The organism is uncultured Algibacter sp. (assembly GCF_947495925.1).
Classification (GTDB): domain Bacteria; phylum Bacteroidota; class Bacteroidia; order Flavobacteriales; family Flavobacteriaceae; genus Algibacter_E.
The window spans coordinates 265,371-284,105 of record NZ_CANMAU010000007.1; the positions used below are offsets into that span (position 1 = coordinate 265,371).

At 33.5% G+C, this 18,735-nt stretch carries 13 protein-coding genes; 4 read left to right on the forward strand and 9 right to left on the reverse strand.

The genetic code is table 11. From position 1 onward, the window contains the following. Positions 1-81: 81 nt before the first annotated feature. From Q0857_RS15750 to Q0857_RS15780, 7 genes are all read right to left on the reverse strand, one after another. Positions 82-1,179 carry a mandelate racemase/muconate lactonizing enzyme family protein gene (locus tag Q0857_RS15750; RefSeq protein ID WP_298537460.1) on the reverse strand — a complete coding sequence of 366 codons (1,098 nt, stop codon included), beginning with the start codon at positions 1,177-1,179 and terminating at the stop codon, positions 82-84. Continuing rightward, on the reverse strand, positions 1,179-2,639 hold the full coding sequence (aldA, locus tag Q0857_RS15755; protein ID WP_298537463.1) for an aldehyde dehydrogenase: 1,461 nt from the start codon (positions 2,637-2,639) through the stop codon (positions 1,179-1,181). The genes Q0857_RS15750 and aldA overlap by 1 nt, the downstream gene beginning before the upstream one ends. A 10-nt stretch (positions 2,640-2,649) precedes the next feature. Beyond that, complete coding sequence (locus tag Q0857_RS15760; protein ID WP_298537466.1) at positions 2,650-4,023, reverse strand: sulfatase-like hydrolase/transferase; 1,374 nt, start codon at positions 4,021-4,023, stop codon at positions 2,650-2,652. 72 nt (positions 4,024-4,095) lie between these two features. Then, positions 4,096-4,860, reverse strand: coding sequence for an SDR family NAD(P)-dependent oxidoreductase (locus tag Q0857_RS15765; RefSeq protein WP_298537629.1), 765 nt, complete (start codon positions 4,858-4,860; stop codon positions 4,096-4,098). A 31-nt stretch (positions 4,861-4,891) separates the two neighbouring features. After that, positions 4,892-5,908, reverse strand: coding sequence for an alcohol dehydrogenase catalytic domain-containing protein (locus tag Q0857_RS15770; protein ID WP_298537469.1), 1,017 nt, complete (start codon positions 5,906-5,908; stop codon positions 4,892-4,894). A gap of 210 nt (positions 5,909-6,118) precedes the next feature. Beyond that, positions 6,119-6,910: an IclR family transcriptional regulator gene (locus tag Q0857_RS15775; protein ID WP_298537472.1), complete on the reverse strand. Its 792-nt coding sequence runs from the start codon at positions 6,908-6,910 to the stop codon at positions 6,119-6,121. Between the two features lie 161 nt (positions 6,911-7,071). Beyond that, positions 7,072-8,745 (reverse strand): tetratricopeptide repeat protein, encoded by a 1,674-nt coding sequence (locus tag Q0857_RS15780; protein ID WP_298537475.1) that lies wholly within the window; start codon positions 8,743-8,745, stop codon positions 7,072-7,074. Between the two features lie 388 nt (positions 8,746-9,133). On the opposite strand from Q0857_RS15780, the gene Q0857_RS15785 reads away from it, so the two are divergent. The 3 genes from Q0857_RS15785 to Q0857_RS15795 are packed head-to-tail and all read left to right on the forward strand — an operon-like array spanning position 9,134 to position 15,578. Then, on the forward strand, positions 9,134-12,208 hold the full coding sequence (locus Q0857_RS15785; RefSeq protein ID WP_298537477.1) for a TonB-dependent receptor: 3,075 nt from the start codon (positions 9,134-9,136) through the stop codon (positions 12,206-12,208). A 10-nt stretch (positions 12,209-12,218) separates the two neighbouring features. Continuing rightward, on the forward strand, positions 12,219-13,988 hold the full coding sequence (locus Q0857_RS15790; RefSeq protein WP_298537480.1) for a RagB/SusD family nutrient uptake outer membrane protein: 1,770 nt from the start codon (positions 12,219-12,221) through the stop codon (positions 13,986-13,988). Positions 13,989-13,994: 6 nt separating this feature from the next. Then, a complete protein-coding gene (locus Q0857_RS15795) occupies positions 13,995-15,578 on the forward strand; it encodes a hypothetical protein (RefSeq protein ID WP_298537484.1) in 1,584 nt (527 codons plus the stop codon). A gap of 127 nt (positions 15,579-15,705) precedes the next feature. Here the strand turns inward: Q0857_RS15795 and Q0857_RS15800 are convergent, their stop codons facing one another. Then, a complete protein-coding gene (locus Q0857_RS15800) occupies positions 15,706-16,668 on the reverse strand; it encodes a D-2-hydroxyacid dehydrogenase (RefSeq protein WP_298537487.1) in 963 nt (320 codons plus the stop codon). A gap of 177 nt (positions 16,669-16,845) precedes the next feature. Next, positions 16,846-17,520 carry a hypothetical protein gene (locus Q0857_RS15805; protein WP_298537489.1) on the reverse strand — a complete coding sequence of 225 codons (675 nt, stop codon included), beginning with the start codon at positions 17,518-17,520 and terminating at the stop codon, positions 16,846-16,848. A 203-nt stretch (positions 17,521-17,723) separates the two neighbouring features. Here Q0857_RS15805 and Q0857_RS15810 point away from each other — a divergent pair, with 203 nt between their 5' ends. Beyond that, positions 17,724-18,590 (forward strand): hypothetical protein, encoded by an 867-nt coding sequence (locus tag Q0857_RS15810; RefSeq protein WP_298537492.1) that lies wholly within the window; start codon positions 17,724-17,726, stop codon positions 18,588-18,590. Positions 18,591-18,735: the final 145 nt, after the last annotated feature.

Here is an 18,735-nt window from a genome sequence, read left to right on the forward strand (position 1 = left end):
TTTTTTAGATTTAAACTAAACGTAATAATAGTTGATAATATAATTCAAATTTATTATCAACTATTATAACATTCATTTAGTTTATTTATTTTCCTCGTAAGGTGCTAATTTCTCCCAGTCAAATATAACTCCAACACCAGGGTAATCTGGCGCAACAGCTCTATAATTTTCAACTACCAAAGGTCTAGTAGTATACTCATCAATTGGGAAACTATGCACTTCTAACCAACCAGAGTTAGGTTGTGAAGATACTAAACTTACGTGTAATTCTTGCATACCATGTGAGCATGCAGGAATTCCGTGTTTATCTGCCATTCTTGCTGCTGCTAACCAGCCTGTTACACCACCACAGTTAGAAGCATCTGGTTGCACAAACGATAACTTTGCTTGGTCGAAAGCATATTCAAATTCATGAATAGTGTGTAAATTTTCTCCCATGGCTAATGGGAAACCTGTAGCATCTGCAATTTCTCCAAAACCTTTGTAGTTATCCGGAATAATAGGTTCTTCGAACCAAGTAATATTATACTGTTTGAAACCTTCAATGGCTTTAATGGCTTTTTCAATGGTCATTGAATAGTTGGCATCCACCATAAACGTCACATCTGGACCAATATATTCTCTAACAGCTTTGATACGCTCTAAATCTTCTTCAAGATTTTCTCTACCAATTTTAATTTTCACGGCATTAAACCCTTTTGCAAGATAACCTTTCATGTTATCCAATAATTTTTCAATTGGAAACATTAAATCAATACCACCGCAATAGGCTTTACAGGTGTTTCCTTGTCCACCTGCCATTTTCCATAATGGTTGCCCCGCTTTTTTACAACGAATATCCCATAAAGCAATATCGACAGCAGAAATTGCAAAGGATGCAATTCCACCACGACCTACATAATGTACGTGCCATTCTAAAAAGTCGTAAATGCCTTCAATATCGGTTCCGTCTTTTCCAATTAGTGCATTAGTAAAGTCATGTTCTATCATGGCCTTAATAGAAAAACCACCCTTTCCTCCAGTATAAGTGTAACCCGTTCCTTCGCTACCATCTTCAAGGGTTATGGTTACTGTAACCAATTCAAAATGGTAGTGATCTCCATGTTTTGCATCAGACATTACTTCAGGTAATGGCACTGTAAATAAACGTGTTTTTACACTTGAAATCTTTGTACTCATTACTTTTTTGGGTTATGTCTTACGTAGAATGTTTTCTTCTCTAAATATTGCTCGAAACCATATTTTCCATCTTCTCCACCAGAACCTGATAATTTGTACCCGTTGTGGAAACCTTGGTGTTGTTCTCCATGACCTCTATTTACATAGATTTCGCCATATTCCAACTCATCATTACATTTCATTATCGTATTCATATCATTTGTGAACACCATAGCAGCCAACCCATATTCACAATCGTTTGCATATTCAACCACTTCATCAAATGTTTTGAATTTTAAAACAGGTAAAATTGGACCAAATGCCTCTTCGTGAACGATTGTCATATCTTGAGTAACATTAGTTAGTACCGTTGGCTCAAACCAATAGCCGTTTTCAAATTGTTTCCCTTCTGGACGTTTTCCTCCAGTAGCAAGTGTAGCACCTTCTTCAAGACTAACAGCAACTAAATGTTCCATGTGTTTTAACTCGGAAGCATTTACTTTTGGCCCCATATCGGTATCTTCTAACATAGGATCTCCAACTTTAATACCTTTGGTAGCAGCTATAAATTTCTCCATGAATACATCATAAATATCTTCATGCACGTACATACGTTCGTTACAAGTACAAACTTGCCCACAATTATCAAAACGAGAATGTAATGCAGATTCTACAGCTGCATCAATATCAGCGTCTTCAAAAACAATAAAAGGGGCTTTTCCTCCTAGTTCTAATTGTACATGTGTTAAGTTTTGGGCAGCATTTCTTGCTATTTGTTGACCTACAGGCGTCGATCCTGTCATGGTCACCATTTTACATAAAGGGCTTTCCACTAAGGCGTTACCCATAGCACGTCCTGGGCCGGTTAAAATATTAATTACACCTTTAGGAATACCAACTTTATTAGCAAGGTTTCCTAGCTCAAGTGTAGATATTGGTGTTTCAGATGTTGGTTTAATTACAATTGAATTTCCAGCAACTAAAGCTGGACCTAATTTACGTCCTGCTAAGGCCAATGGGAAATTCCAAGCCGTAATAGCTACCACAACTCCTCGAGGTACTTTTTGAATCCAAATTTGTTCGTTTGGATTATCAGAAGGAATAATATCTCCTTCAATTCTTCTTGCACCTTCAGCTGCATATCTTATAAATGAGGCTGTAACAGCAACCTCAAAACGAGCTACTTTTAATAGTTTACCTTGTTCTTTCGTTAATAATACAGCTAGATGCTCGGTATTGGCTTCAATTTCATCAGCTAATTTATATAACAAATCAGCACGTTCACGAGCTGGTAATTTTTTCCATTCTTTTTGTGCTTTATCTGCATGTTCTAATGTTTCTAAAGCTTCTTCAGCTGTTCCATTTTGAACACGAGCAACAACCTCTTCTGTTGAAGGGCTAATAATATCAATAGTTTCTCCTGAAGTTGATGTTCTCCATTCACCATTAATAAACAATTTGTAATCTTTAATTTCTGCCATAATTTTTTAGTTAATTATTAATTTTTGGTTTTCTGTATTTATCCATTCTGGATGCCGCTTTGCCTTCGTATAGCCTTTTTAATTGCCAAAGTGGTCTTTCTAATGTTAATTCCCAATCGAATAACATGCTGTATAATTCTTTTACTTTGTCAGGATATATTGAAGCTAAATCGTTTGCCTCAGAGATATCTTCTTCTAGATTATATAACTCTGCCGGTCTGTCTGGAAAACGAATTAGTTTATAATTAAAATGTCTAATAGCTGCTCTTGATTCCTTTTTCCAATATAAAGTTTCATGAGGTAGTCCTTTGTTGGTATTGGTAATAAAAGGTATTAAATTCACACCATCTAAGTCTTTAATGTTTTCTTGTTTTCCGTCTGCAACAGATAGAAATGTTGGTAATAAGTCTAAAGTAGAAATAGGCTTGTTGAAAGTAGTGTTCTTATCAAGTTTACCTTGCCATGACATTAAAAAAGGTATACGAATACCTCCTTCTAAATGATTAGCTTTTGTTCCGCTAAGCGGAAAATTACTTGAAGCGTTAGAATCGGAGGGACCACCATTATCATTTGCAAAAACAATAAGAGTGTTTTTTTCTAGACCTAAATCTTTTATTTTGTTTAATACATGTCCGCAAGCTCGGTCTAAAACAATAGTCATTGCAGCTAAAGTACGGCGCTTACCAGTAAGATGCTTAGGTACTTTTTTTAAATCGTCTGCTCTAGCTTCCATAGGCGTGTGTACGGCATTAAATGAAAGAAAAACAAAGAATTGGTTATTTTTATTTCGCTCTATAAATTTTACTGTTTCTTTAGCTAAAGCATCTGTTAGATAGATATCACTTTCTTTAAAATTTTTAAAATTACGTTCTAGTTTTTTAGAAGTTTTATTCTTTTGTTCTTCGTCCGTATATTCGAAATAACTTCTTGCGCCACCTCTAAAACCATAAAACTCATCAAAACCTCTTTTTATTGGGTGATATCGATCTGCATTACCCATGTGCCATTTTCCAAAAAGCGCTGTTTTATAACCTAGTTTTTTAAGGTATTGTGCTACTGTAGTTTGGTCTAAGGGTAAACCCATTTCATCACCTAATAAACCAGAAGAACTCATATATCCAGGGACATTATTTTCTTCAAAACCAAATTTTTGTTGATATTTTCCTGTTAAAATACCTGCTCTAGAAGGCCCACAAACAGCTGCTGACACGTAGGCTTGTGTAAACTTAACTCCACTTTTTGCTAAAGCATCTAAATGGGGTGTTTTAAAATCTTTGCTTCCTTGAAAACCAAAATCCGCATAACCAGCATCATCAGACAAAATAAAAACAATGTTTGGTTTAGATTGAGCCTGAATATTACTAATAGTTATAACTACAATCATTATAAAAAACAATGATTGTAGTTTCTTAATTTTTTTTGATTTTCTAAAGTTCACCTTTTATTAAATGATAAACTATCTTCCCATCCAACCACCGTCAACAAGAACGATAGATCCATTCATATATCCTGCGGCATCGGATGCTAAAAACACAGTTGGTCCAGCAAAATCAGTCGCTTTACCCCAACGACCTGCAGGGATACGCGAAAGAATAGATTCTGAACGCACAGGGTCATTTCTTAACGCTTCAGTATTATCGGTAGCAATGTAACCCGGCGCAATAGCATTTACGTTAACGCCTTTTCCTGCCCATTCGTTAGCAAATGCCATAGTCATTTGACCAATAGCTCCTTTTGAAGCGGCGTATCCAGGAACTGTAATACCTCCTTGGAATGTTAGTAGAGATGCTGTGAAAATTATTTTTCCCGATTCTCTCTTTACCATTTCTTTCCCGATTTCTCTAGTTAAGATAAATTGAGCATTTTGGTTCACTTCAATAACTTTATCCCACATTTCATCAGGATGTTCAACAGCAGGAGCTCTTAAAATAGTACCTGCATTATTAACCAAAATATCTATTTTCGGATGATCAGCTTTTACAGTTTCAATAAACTTGTAAAGTGATTTTCTATCTGAAAAATCACATTGGTAAGCACTGAAATTTTTTCCAACTGCCTGTACTTCTTTTTCAACAGCACTACCACTTAATTCTAATGATGCCGACACACCAATAATGTTTGCTCCGGCCTCGGCTAAACCAACAGCCATTGCTTTTCCAATTCCACGTTTACAACCCGTTACTAAAGCTGTTTTTCCTTCTAAACTAAATGTGTTTAAAATACTCATTTTATTTTGTTTTTCTATTTATAAATTATGCTTGACAATCCATTAATACCTTTAAGCCATCAGGATTATTGTCAATGTTTTCAAACACCTGTTGAATATTGCTTAGAGGTTGTACATCTGTAATCATATCTTCAAAAGGCAACTTGTTTTCAGTAATTAGATTAATTGATTTTTCATAATCTTCTCTTTCATATACTCTAGCTCCAATTAATTTTAATTCTTTCCAAAAGAATTTAAACAAGTCAATTGGTTTTTTCTCACCATGAATGGCAACCATTAAAATTCTTCCTCTAATCCCTGCCACTTCGGTCATGACGTCTAGGGCAGGCTGTACACCAGCTACTTCAAAAACAACGTCCGCTTTTCTACCTTCAGTTTTTCCGTGAACATATTCAACTAAATCAACCTCTATAGGACTAACAGCGTCAAAACCTAACTCTTTAGCTTTTGCAATACGTGCAGGGTTTACTTCGGAAATAATAACTTGAGCACCTACCTCTTTAGCCACCATAGCGACAAGTAAACCTATTGGTCCGCCACCTAACACAACGGCTGTTTCTCCTTCAATAAGCCCACTAAGACGTACGTCATGAGTTGCAACAGATAAAGGTTCAATAAGCGCTGCCAATTTGAGATCTGTGTTTTCCTTTAATTTGTGCAATGTAAAGGCAGGAACATTCCAATATTGTTGCATGGATCCAGGGCTATCAATTCCTATAAAGTTTAATTCTTCACAGATATGATTAAACCCTTTGTCAGAAGGTTTTGCTTTAGAATCATCAAGCGGACGTACCACAACTTTGTCTCCAATTGAAAAACCAGAAACTCCTGATCCAACTGCATCAATGATTCCTGACATTTCATGCCCTATAGTTTGAGGCATATCTACTCTTTTGTCCATCATACCATGATAGATGTGAACATCTGTACCGCATACTCCCGAAAAAGCTACCTTAATTCGTACCTCACCTGAAGCTGGTTCTGTTACTTCTCTTTCTACTACGCTGAAGGTTTTATTACCTTCATATTGTGTTGCTCTCATTTTATATTAATTTAGTTCAAATGATAAACTTGTTTCTTATTTGAAACAAATATACAAATTATTTAGACTTATTGTTTTGAAATAGTAATTATTTTATTAACTAATTTTGAGGTGTTTAAATTGGCTCTTAGCACAAAGGCTTAGAAAAAAATTGACAATTGATTTATGAGCTTTGGATGTATTGCCTAATTTAAAATGATGTAAAAAATATTAAGATTTAAGATATCCTAATTTTAATGAAATTTGCAAGGCATATTTGGTAATTATTGCTCCTTTTTTATTGAAGTCTTCGTGAGGTAATCTGCCATGTGGAGCTGTAATCCATAAAGACGCCACTGGATAGCCATACTCGTTAAAAATAGGGGCTCCAATACAATGAATACCTTGGATGTCTTCACCGTTATCTATAGCAAACCCTTTTTTCTTTACCTCATTCAATTCTTCTCTAAACGTTTTTTTGGAAGTGATCGTGTTTTTGGTAAATTTTGTAAGTGTTATTTTTTTTATTATTTCATTGGCTTCTTCGTTCGGTAAATTTGCTAAAATACATTTCCCTCCAACAGAACTATGTAATTTAAATTGTGTACCCTGTTCTACAAAAAGTTTTACAGGGTATGACGATGAAACTTGTTCTAAAATAGTGCCTCTGTCTCCAAGTAATATGCCTAGCATCACAGATTCTTTTAGTTCATCCCTTAACGCTCGCATAACATCAATTGATGATTCGACAATACTTTGTTCGTTCATCGAGGATATGCCAAGGGTTAGCATTTTTCTTGAGAGCGTTATTTTTTTTGTAGTCTCATTTTTTTGAAGATAGTTTTTAAAAATGAGTGTGCTAACAATTCTAAATACACTTGATTTTGAAATTGACAACATTTCAATAATCTCAGTTAGCGTTAATCCTGTTTTATGTTTTGCAAGAAGCTCGATAATTAAAAGTCCGCGCTCAAGATTGGGAACGTTGTAGTTAGATTTTAAATCACTGTTAGTTTTACTCATACCTTTTATCTGAAAGCAAACAAAAATAACATTATTTACTTAACAAGAATGTTTTAAAGTAAAAGTTATAATTATCTTGTGTTGATAATTTTTTTAAAAAATTTCAATTTTTAGTTTAACGATTCACTTTTCGGAAAAAAAGGATTGTGATTTCATATAAACTACAATGAATTAATGTAGTCCTCTAAATTTATTTCCCTTGGGAGTTTCATTTTTTTTCTGATTCTGTGTCTTGATGTATGTACAGACTCTACAGATATGCCTAAAAGTCGAGACATTTCTTTGCTGGACATATTTAATTTAATCAATGCACATATTTTTTGATCTCCTTGACTTAGGTTGGGGAACTTTTCAAATATTTTATCATAGAAATCCTTATTTACTTCAATGAATCGCAGTTTAAATTCATCCCAAGAATTCGTGTTATTTACAGAAACAGATTTAAGAATTTTATTTAGTTCGCTTTTTTTGATAGAGGTTTGACTATCCCTGATTTTTGTTTTTAGATTTTTAAGGAATTCATCTTTTTCTATGAGTTGAAGCGCTGAACTTGCTAATTCTTTATTTTTAAGTTCTAAAAGTTCTCTAGCTTTTTTGATTTCAAGTTCTTTATTTCTTTTTATTAATTCCTTTTCTGTTTTGTGTCTTGCTCTAAGGTTTCTAATGTAGAAATAGCCTATAATAAGAATAAAAACGACAGATACTAAAAGGATTCTTCTTTGGAGGATTTTTATCTTATCTTCTTGTTCTAATTGCTTAAGTTGTTGGGCTTGTATTAGTTTTTGTTGTTGTTCTTTTCTTTGTCGATATGAATCTTTAATCTCTATAAGTGGTTGGTTGTATGTGCTTCGGCTATCAAAAAACTTAGCGTCTAGTTCTTTGGCTGTTTTTAGACTTAGAAAAGCATTCTTAAAATCATTTTTGAGTAGGTAGAGTTTAGTGAGTTTTTCGTAAATAAGTGGTGTGAAATCGATATGACTTTTGTACTCCTTCGAAATTTTGAGAGCTTTAAGGTATAGTGCTTCGCTTTGTTTTAGTTTTGATAAATTTAAGTAAATATCCCCCCAGTATTTGTAAAATAGAACTAAGTAGGAGGGTTGATTTTGTTGAAACCAAGGAAAAATTTTCTCCATAATCTCTAGGGCTTCTTCATTTTTATTTTGCAAACATAAGATATTAGCATTTTCGAAATCTAAATAAGCCCTTGGTACTACCTCATTGCTTTTTGAAAAGTATAAATAACTGCTATCCAAATAAGTTTTTGCTAATTCAGGTTTTTCTAAATCTCTATATGTTGAAACTATAGCATAATAATAGGGAACAATTCCAGCAGGGTTAATTTGATGATTTTTAGCGAGATTTTTGTGAATCTCTAATGATTTTTTTAAATAATCTAAAGCTTCGTCTTCTCGTTTGTAATAGCTATACGTTCTGCCTAGTTTGTTATAAACTACCGATTTTATAGTTTTGTGACTTGTGTTGTCAGTAAGTTGCAGGGCGTTCCATAACACTTCATATGAGCTAGCGTATTGGGCATTGTTTTCATATACTAGTGATTTTTCAATTAAACTAAGAACAGCGCTTACTGTATCTTGATTTTTCATGTACAGGTCATGACTTTTTTGAAATAAAATTAAAGAACTATCAGGGCTTTTAAACCTTAATTCCATCCCCTTGTCAAAAACCTTTTTCGCCTTAGTGTAATCGGATATTTTATTTTGAGCATTTGAAATATCGCTGAAGAAAACAGCGAAAAATATCACTAAATAAAAATATTTAGTTGTGTTATCATGTTTATAGTTTCTGGGAAACAAACTTGACTTTTCTGCTATCATTGGGGATGTAATAATTGTTTATGATGTTAAAAACATAAATTTAAGATTTTCAATATTAATATTACTATAAAAAACGCTTCTGTTTTTAAAGAATTTTTTATATCAAATCTTAGTCAGTTTATAGTGTCTATGTAAATGTCTTTAAATGAATTGATTAGGCTTTGAGAAAGCTAAAAATTCAAAAAATAACTTTGTGTTCCGAGTTGGGCTTGATTAAGTAGATATTGCGAAAAAATATAACATTTATTCATCAAGTTCTTATCGAGTAAATTAAATTAATTTGGTTGGGTATTATGCAGGATGTAAAGTTTATATCAAGTCAAGATTTTAATAAACATTTAACATATTCTTGATATTTGTTAACAAATTATTCTAAACTAATAAAATTATGCTAATTAAATTAATGATTTGCAAGTATAAACTAATGTTTATACTGTTTTTGAGTTTTGGGTGCCTTTTTGCCCAAAACATTAAAGTAAAGGGAGCGGTCACGTCCGACGGTATACCGCTACCTGGGGTTAATATTGTAATAAAAGGTACAACTACTGGTGTTGTAACAGATTTTGATGGCCTTTACGAGATTGAGGTAAGTCCTTCAGGGACTTTAGTGTATAGCTATATTGGCTATATAACTCTTGAAAAACCTGTAGGCAACAAATCAACTATTAATGTGTCGCTACAAGAGGATTTAGCCCAGCTTGATGAGGTGGTTGTAGTTGGTTATGGTACACAAAAGAAAAAGGAAGTAACTGGAGCTGTTGTTAAGATAAGTTCTGAGACAATTGAGAAGTTGCCTGTTGCCGATGTTGGTGCTGCTTTACAAGGTCAAGTTGCAGGGGTGAATGTTCAGTCTTCAAGTGGTAGACCAGGTTCTTCTGCTAACGTGCAAATACGTGGTTTAGGTTCACTGAATTCTGGAGCATTAGGTCCTTTGTATGTTGTAGATGGAATACCTGCTCAGGGTAATCCTAATATAGCACCAGAGCAGATTGAATCTATTGATGTATTAAAAGACGGTGCTTCTGCCGCAATTTATGGAACAAGAGCATCTAATGGTGTCATTTTAATTACAACAAAACGAGGAAAAGTGGGTAATATAAAAGTTGATTTGAATACATATACAGGTATTCAAAATATCACATCATTTACACCATTAATGAATACTGCACAACAACTATATGCTGATGAAGTTAGACAGGCGGCCAATAATGATGTGCCTTTAACTTTTATATTTAATCCAAATGCTTTAAATATAGATACAGATTTCGTTGCTGATGTTACAAATAATAATGCCCCAATAAAGAATATTAATTTAAATGTTAATGGAGGTACAGATATTATAAGAGTAAATTTAAACACAACGTATTTTGAGCAAGATGGTGTTTTAATAAATTCCGGTTTTAATAGGCTGGCAAGTAGATTAACAGCAGATTTTACTAAAGGTAAATTCAAAATTTTCTCTACTTTCGGGTTTACAACTGAAGATAGAGAGCAGGAGCCTTTTGCCTTGTATGAGTTGGCTATTGTTCAGATGCCTTTTCAGCCAAGTATAAATGATATTATGCCTGTTGGAGAAAATTCGGTTAGTATTCCGGTTAGAAATGCAATACAATATAGTTATTTGTCATCTCAGTTAGAGAATGTTGATGAACGTAAGGTTGAATCAACAAATGCAGCTATTAATTTAGATTATGAGATTTTTGAAGGATTTAATGCAAAGTTAAACCTAGGGAGAAACACTTATAGTTACGCAAGGAAATTTTTTAGACCTCAATATTTAGTATATGATTTTAGTGGCGACATAAATCCTACGGCCTCAGTCCCACAAGCTTTGCTAAATGAAGATTTTATTGATACAAAAAGAGAAACTCTTGAAACTATATTAAATTACAAGAAAAGTTTTGGAGATCATAATTTTAATTTTACTGGGGTGCTGTCCTACGAACGTTTTGAATCAAAAACGCTTGGTGTAGGTGTTATTTATGATGAGAATTCTAGTAATAATATTCAAACTCTTGGATACGGTGCAGAAGGAATTGCTCCTACTTCGTTTTTAGATAATTCAACAATTAGTGGTAAGTTATTAAGAGTACAGTATAATTATAAAGGAAAGTATTTATTATCCGCAAGTTATAGACGCGATGGGTCTTCAAAATTTTCGGAGGAAAATCGTTACGGTGATTTTTGGGGTTTTTCAGCAGGATGGAACATTCATGATGAAGCTTTTTTTCAAAATAGTGATGCATTATCTTTCATAAATAATTTTAAACTTAGAGCAAGTTGGGCAGAATTAGGTAATCAATCTATCCCTTCTTATTCTTTCCAACCAATAATTGAGACTGGTATAAATTACCCCTTCGGTCCTAATGAATCAATAAATTTTGGGCAAGTACAAAGAAGATTTGTCGATCCTAATATTAAATGGGAAACAACCATATCTAAGAATATTGGTATAGACTTAGCATTTTTAAATAATCAGTTAACGTTTACTGCGGATGTTTACCAGTCTGATAAAAAGGACATGTTGTTAAACGAAAGATTAACTCCTTCCTCCGGTACTTATCATCCAAACGGTGGTAATTATGATATAAAAACCATTAATGCAGGTAATATGGTGAATAAAGGATTTGAACTTTCTTTAGGATATAAAAACCAAACAGAAGGAGGTTTTAAGTATAGCATTACTGGTGTATATACTCAAAATAAAAATACGGTTACCGATTTAAATGGTGTTGAAAGAGGATACGGAAACGGTATACCTAATGTAAGAGGTGGGGGAGATTTCACAACTTTCCTTGCCGAGGGTTATGAAGCAGGTGCCTTTTTCTTAGTACAAAGTAATGGTATCATTAAGGATGAAGCAACTTTGGCGCAGTATAAACAATTGGATGATAGTGCTCAAATTGGTGACATGATGTATATTGACCAAAATGGTAATGGTGAGATTGATGATAATGATAGGGTTTATGCAGGTTCTGGTCAATCTGATTTTGAAGGCGGTTTAAATTTTAATTTTGATTATAAAGGTTTTGATTTATTTATTCAAAATTATTTTTCAAGTGGTGCAGAGATTTATAATGGAGCTAAGAGATATGCTTATGCCAATGCAAGGCATCGTGATAGTTATCACATGTGGTCTCCTCAGAATAATACTTCAGATATTCCAACAGATAGACTTAATGCTGGGCACAATAACTTTAGAGCTAGATCTGATTTCTTCTTAGAAGATGGCTCTTATTGGAGAATAAGAAATATTACTTTAGGCTATACTATACCTGGGTTAGAGAAGACTAAGATTGATAAATTTAGAGTATATTTAACTGGAGTTAACCCAATTACGTTTACAAAATACACAGGATATGATCCTGAGGTTGGTGGAGATGGTTTATTTACAAGAGGTGTAGATCGTGGTGATTACCCTGTTACTCGTCAGTTTATGTTAGGTCTTCAACTTGGTTTTTAAAAAAATAATTATGAAAACAAATATAAAAATAAACAACACAATTAGAATAAGCAGTCTAATGATGATTTTATTAGTCATATTAGGTTGTAGCGAAGATAAGTTTTTGGATGAAGTAAATCCAAATGCGATTACCGAAGGTACTTTTTGGGGTTCAGAAAAGCAATTTAATTCTGCTTTAACGACAGTTTATGGAGCGCTTCAATTTCAGGCTGTTAGTGGTGGTGATATGGCTTATGAGTTTAATAGAGGCGATATTGGAGGAACAGAACCGTGGTATCGTCCATTAGTATTTAAGAATTTTACTTATAATGATGGTACATATTATGTGGTTGATAAGTGGAATGAGATGTATATGGGAATCTTTAGAGCAAATCAGGTTATTCAAAAATTAGAGGAGGCTGGAGATAATATAGTGTTTAATACTTCGTCAAAGGAAGAAGTTTTGGCCCAAGCCCGATTTTTAAGAGCCTATTTTTATTTTGAGATAATTAATAATTATGGACAAGCAATTATTCATACAACTGTACCCGAGCCCGATGAGCTTTCTAAACCGTTATCCACTATTGAAGAAGTTACGAACAGTGTAATAATTCCAGATTTAACTTATGCGAAGTCAAATCTGCCAACAAAATGGGAAGGTGAAGACTTGGGAAGAGTTACCTGGGGAGCAGCAACTGCTTTATTAGGAAAAGTTCATTTATACGGTGAAAAATGGGAAGATGCCTCTGATTTGTTCTTAGAAGTTATTAATTCTGATATATATAAATTGACACCGAACGTTTTAGATAACTTCACGGATGTTAATGAATATAATAGAGAATCGATTTTTGAAGTTCCTTATTCTGCAGAATTAAGTCCAGGAGTTAACGGAAATAATGTTGACGACACACCTTTTTCAACCGGTGCTGAAGCTTCAACTTTAGGTAGAGAAGTTGGGCAATTAAGCTTTGGAGCTTTTAACACAGTTTTGGCTTCCTATTATTTACATGAAATGTTTATTTATGAAGAAATAGATACGGACAACCCTGTTAATGATGGTAATACGCAATCTAAGCGTTATATAGCAACTTTAGCACCTAGTGACGGTGAAGGATTATATTATAATCTTCCTTTTGGGGACAAGCCAGGTTGGGGATTTGGTCAAACGGCCTATGTTAAAAAACATGCAAATTGGTATCATTTAGATGCAGAAGATGCTAACAGTAGATCAGGAATAAACTTTAGACATATACGTTTAGCAGATGTGTACTTAATGTATGCGGAGGCGGTAATTAATGCAACAGGGGATTATACTACTGCCATAGAATATATTGATAAAATTAGAACTAGAGCAGGAGTAATAACTTTACAGCGATATATGGATGAAAATGGAGGAATGATTCCAGAACTTTATAAGAGTATTCAAGTTCATGGACCAAGAACTTGGGTAACAGCAGATGCAACCTCAGTTATGACTCATATCAGAAGAGTTGAAAGACCACTAGAGCTTTGTTTTGAAGGTCATAGATGGAAAGATTTAATTCGTTGGGGAATTGTTTCAGAAGTTTTTAGTGAATTAGCTGCTGATGAAGCATGGAGATTAGAAAAATTAGAAGAAGATCTTGATGCTTTAGAGATTGACCCGAACGCAGAAACTGTAATTGTAGGTCAACCTCCATTGTTTATAGTAGAAAGAATTAGACCTGATTTCACTGCTGGAAATGAGGCTTACAATCCAAGTCAGCATGACTATTTCCCTATACCTGCTGCGGAGTTGCAAACAAATAATGAATTAAACTAATTAGTTATGAAAAAAAATAAATTTATATGTAAAATTGGTATACTTGCCGTTTTTGTGGCGTTCCTTACTGGATGTCAGGAGGATGAGGTTAATTTGCCAACGGCAAGTCATCAAGTTATTGTTACTTCGGAGCAAGATTTCAATAACCAAGTTAATGTCGATGAAAATATATCATTTGGAGATCTTTCTTCTGGTGTTATTTCTAGAATCTGGACTTTTCCTGAAAGTGTTACTGACATAAAGGGGTCGGATAACGATGTCACTGCAACAACAGATATCGTTCAAACATCGTTTAATACACCCGGAGAATATACTGTAAAGCTCAATCATTCATTTAAGAGCGAGGCTTATATTGGAACTGAACTTTCTGGCAAAACAGAATTAGAAAGTTCTATTATTGTTAGAGTTTTAGGTCCGGTAGGTATTAAATTAAAAGCAAATTTATTGAATAAAGATGGATCTTTAGGTGAAGCTCTTGATTTAAGTGATAATGCTGAAAATGAAGTAGTAGCAAGTGAATGGGTAAGGTATAGTTATGAAGTTGAGGGTGCTCCGACTGATTATTTATGGAATTTACCTGGAGGAACTCCTGACGTGTTTACAGGTCCAGAGACAGAAGTCGATATTAGATATAAATCTTTGGGAACTTATGATATGGATTTCAGTGCAACTAGGGCTAGACCATTTGGAGGAGACACTATTGCTTTTCAAAAACTTATTAAAGTTATTGCATCAACAGAACCTGTAACTTTAGATCAAGTTGTTGAAAGAGAAGGAAATCTTGCCATGGTGTTTAGTAGAGATATTGATCCTGAATCGATAGATATAAGTAATTTTGCTGTTGTTATTAAGGATGGAAGGAATATTATAAACCCTACTATTAGCAGTATGTATATTGATGAAGCTGAAACCAATGCTGTCATTATTGAATTCGAAAATGATCGGATTTATTATGGAGATGAAGTAAAAGTGTCATATACGCCTGGTAATTTAAGAACTACTGACTTTGTTGAATCGGAAGCTTTTACAGATGTGGAAATGGTTTTTGATTATCCAAACATGTTAGTTGGGTCAGATTTTGATTATAGTTTTGAAAATTCTACTAACTCTAATTGGCGTATAGCCTGGGACTCATTTGGAGAAATAAATGTAACTACTGATCAGGCTCAGGATGGGAAAGTAAGCGCTTATGTTGAAATGCCACCTCATGCTAATCAAGAGTTTACCTGGATGCAGCACACCTCTGATTCAGGAGATGATCAAAGAATGGTTTTTATTGAAGAGGGAATCTATTTACTTGGACTTTGGACTAGATTGGAAGAATTAAGTGACCCGACTGGTTTTTCTCCGGATGTAAGGTTCTATTGGAAAAGTGAAAATGCTGCTGATTATGATTGGTCAGCACCTATTTTATCTCTTTTCACCGAAGACTCTCCAATTGGAGAATGGGTATACCTAAGTAAGCTTGTTAGGTTTCGTGAAACAGCAAATTATGAAGTGATTATCAGGGGATGGAATGAAAAAAACACTGGACCTGTTAATTTCCATATGGATAATGTAGTTTTATCTAAAGTTGAATTAAGGCCTTAAATGATATATATGGTTTTTGTTTAAATTAGTTAGTTTGTTTAGTTAAGGGAGGTGTATTTAAGGTACACCTCTCTTTTTTATTTAGATTTTTAAAGAGATGATGATATTTTCTCTTCTAAATAAGAATTTAGTTTACCACGTTAATTGGTTGTTTTTTTATAAAAGCTTCTAAATTTTTTATTGCTTGAAGCATAAGACGATTTCTTGCTTCTTTTGGTGCCCATGCAATATGTGGTGTAATAATGCAGTTTTTAGTATTCAATAAAACGTTGTTGGCACTAATTGGTTCTGAAGAAACAACGTCTAGAGCGGCTTCTGATACTTTTTCAGATTCTAACGCTTTTTTTAGATCTACTTCGTTAATTAATGCGCCTCTTGAAGTATTAATTATTTTAACGCCAGTTTTCATTTTTTCAATATTCTGTGCATTAATGATGTTTTTTGTGCCTTCCGTTAGCGGACAATGCAAACTTATTATATCGGATTGTTTAAATAATTCATCTAAAGTCACATACTTACAAGTTTGTGATTCGAGTGTTCTATTAATCGTTCTGCTATGAGTTACAATCGTTAAACCAAATGCTTGAGCGATTTTTGCAGTCGCTTGCCCAATACTACCAAATCCAACAATTCCCATTGTTTTTCCTTCTAATTCAATTAATGGAGAATTCCAAAAACTAAAATCAGGACTTTTTGTCCATTTTCCAGATTTAACATCATGATTATGATCTCCAACATGATGGCACATTTCAAGAAGTAAAGCCATGGTATATTGCGCAACAGATTGAGTACTATAGGCAGGGACATTTGTAACTATAACGCTATTGTTTTTTGCAGAATCAATATCCACCACATTATACCCCGTAGCCAATACTCCTATATATTTTATGTTAGATGATTTTTCAATTACCTCTTTGTCGATAGGTGTTTTATTTGTTAAAACAATATCAGCATTACCTATTCTGTTAATAATGGTATTATTGTCAAAGGGAGTTCGATCATAAATTATTAGTTCTCCAAAAGCATTTAAAGCTTCCCAACTTAAATCGCCCGGATTAAGGGTGTAACCATCTAGTACAACTATTTTCATACGAGTAATTTATAATAAATATTTTAAAGATGTATTTGTTAATTAAACTAGCCTAGACGTGATTTTCAATAAAATATAACTACCACGAAAATCAGATAGGATGAGTTAAATAAGATCTTAGTTAGAGTAATTCTAAAATCGCAAACGTCTAAGTGAAATAGACAATGTTAGCTAACCTTAATTTTTACTCAAACTTTCAAGAACGGCCTTGGCATAATTATTAGCTAAATTATGAGATGTTTCAACGTTTTCAATTTTTGAGGTAACCACTGCTATCAATTGGTCTTTTTCGGGTAAATCCAAATTATAGGTTCTGGTTTCTAAAACATATATTTTAGATGTTTGAGTGTCATATGTAGGCTCTTCATATACCCCTTTAAAAGCAGGCGTTGGGATTGGGCTTGTATAAAAGCCATAAAAACCTATTGTGTTTATATATGCAGGTGCTCCTAATGTGGTGCCAGCCTCATACCCACCAGAGACAGTAGTTTTTGAAAGTTTCTCAACTCCAATTACAGCACTGTAAACTACAGCATTAAAACCTTCTTTTTTGAATAAAGCTTTAATCTTTTCTATATCAGTTTTGGTTAAAGTATCATTAGGATTTATTTCAGGGAATTTAGTGTGACTTTCAGTAGCGTTTAATTTCGATCCACGTAATTTTTGAGCAATTTTCCCTTCGTAGACCTCACGGTATTTTTCTTTTTTAGCTTTTACAATTACCAAAATATTTTTTGATTCTATGGTTTCTATATTGTCAGACGACCATGAGTTGATAACTTTAACTGTTGAGCATCCTGATAATAAAAAAACTAAATTTAGAGTTATTAAGGTTTGAAGTAATTTATTCATGGTATAAAAAGAAATAGTAAGTTGGCTATGGTTAATATGAATTAAGTATTATTTTTTATTACGAAAACAAAGATAAATTAAACTGTTAATAAAACTAATTTATTCTAAAAATCATATGTTGTAATCTTTAGAACAATATTTGGTTATTGAAAAACTATTAACTTATATATTTGCGTTTAAACTAAAATTTAAACCAATTCGATATGACTAAATTGAAATCATTTTTAAACCTACTTTTATTAATTGTGTTTTTTGTTAATTTTTCGTGTAACAGTGACTCTGAACCTGAAATAGTCAAAGAAAAAGAAGAAATTTGCGAAAAAAAATGTGAAGCTGGGTTTGTTTTGGATGAAGATTTATGTGAATGTGAAAAAGAACCATGTACTAAAACTTGTGATGATGGGTTTACTTTAAATGAAGAATCTTGCGAATGCGAAAAGAACCCTTGTACTGCGGTTTGTGATTCTGGTTTTACCTTGGATGAAGAAAAGTGCGAGTGTATTCAAGATTTTGTGGCTCATGTTATTGAAGTTGATGCTTCAAGTATACCTATGGTTGGAGATTGGAAGAAGAAAACTGATATTGAAGGATATACTGGTGAGGGTTATATTGTTTGGGAAGGACCTGCTCAATTTTGGAAAGGCCCTGATAAAATAGGCACAGTTGGTAGGTTAACATATTCTATTGATATTCCTAGAGCGGGAACATATCTTTTTAATTGGAGGTCATATATTGCAAAAAAAGACCCATTAAAACCAAATACAGAGCATAACGATAGCTGGTTAAGGTTTCCTGGAGCGGATGATTTTTATGGAGTAAGAGGAGCAAGTATTATTTATCCTAAAGGTACTGGAAAGTCACCAAACCCCGCTGGCGAAAACGGGAATGGATTTTTTAAAATATATATGAACGACGTTGACAAATGGTCATTGATAAGTAGTACTTCTGATAATGATTCACATCAAGTTTATGTGGTGTTTAATGAAGCTAAGACATATGAGGTCGAAATAGCTGCTCGTTCTAGTTTTCATGCCATTGATTCTTTTAAGCTAACAGAGCAAAAACCTTAAAAAAATATTTGCCAAAACATCAAATAGAGTAGTACTGGTAAAGCAAAAAATAATTAGCAGGCTCAATTACTGATGAGTCCTTTATTTTTTAATTTAGAAACTGCTGTTTATCTCTCATTTTTATGAGAAATAAGTGAAGTTATAA

Bases quoted from the DNA above. Each gene is read 5' to 3' on its own strand.
- Q0857_RS15750 (WP_298537460.1), bottom strand. From the start codon at position 1,179: ATGAGTACAAAGATTTCAAGTGTAAAAACACGTTTATTTACAGTGCCA.
- aldA (WP_298537463.1), bottom strand. From the start codon at position 2,639: ATGGCAGAAATTAAAGATTACAAATTGTTTATTAATGGTGAATGGAGA.
- Q0857_RS15760 (WP_298537466.1), bottom strand. From the start codon at position 4,023: ATGATTGTAGTTATAACTATTAGTAATATTCAGGCTCAATCTAAACCA.
- Q0857_RS15770 (WP_298537469.1), bottom strand. From the start codon at position 5,908: ATGAGAGCAACACAATATGAAGGTAATAAAACCTTCAGCGTAGTAGAA.
- Q0857_RS15775 (WP_298537472.1), bottom strand. From the start codon at position 6,910: ATGAGTAAAACTAACAGTGATTTAAAATCTAACTACAACGTTCCCAAT.
- Q0857_RS15780 (WP_298537475.1), bottom strand. From the start codon at position 8,745: ATGATAGCAGAAAAGTCAAGTTTGTTTCCCAGAAACTATAAACATGAT.
- Q0857_RS15785 (WP_298537477.1), top strand. From the start codon at position 9,134: ATGCTAATTAAATTAATGATTTGCAAGTATAAACTAATGTTTATACTG.
- Q0857_RS15790 (WP_298537480.1), top strand. From the start codon at position 12,219: ATGAAAACAAATATAAAAATAAACAACACAATTAGAATAAGCAGTCTA.
- Q0857_RS15795 (WP_298537484.1), top strand. From the start codon at position 13,995: ATGAAAAAAAATAAATTTATATGTAAAATTGGTATACTTGCCGTTTTT.
- Q0857_RS15800 (WP_298537487.1), bottom strand. From the start codon at position 16,668: ATGAAAATAGTTGTACTAGATGGTTACACCCTTAATCCGGGCGATTTA.
- Q0857_RS15805 (WP_298537489.1), bottom strand. From the start codon at position 17,520: ATGAATAAATTACTTCAAACCTTAATAACTCTAAATTTAGTTTTTTTA.
- Q0857_RS15810 (WP_298537492.1), top strand. From the start codon at position 17,724: ATGACTAAATTGAAATCATTTTTAAACCTACTTTTATTAATTGTGTTT.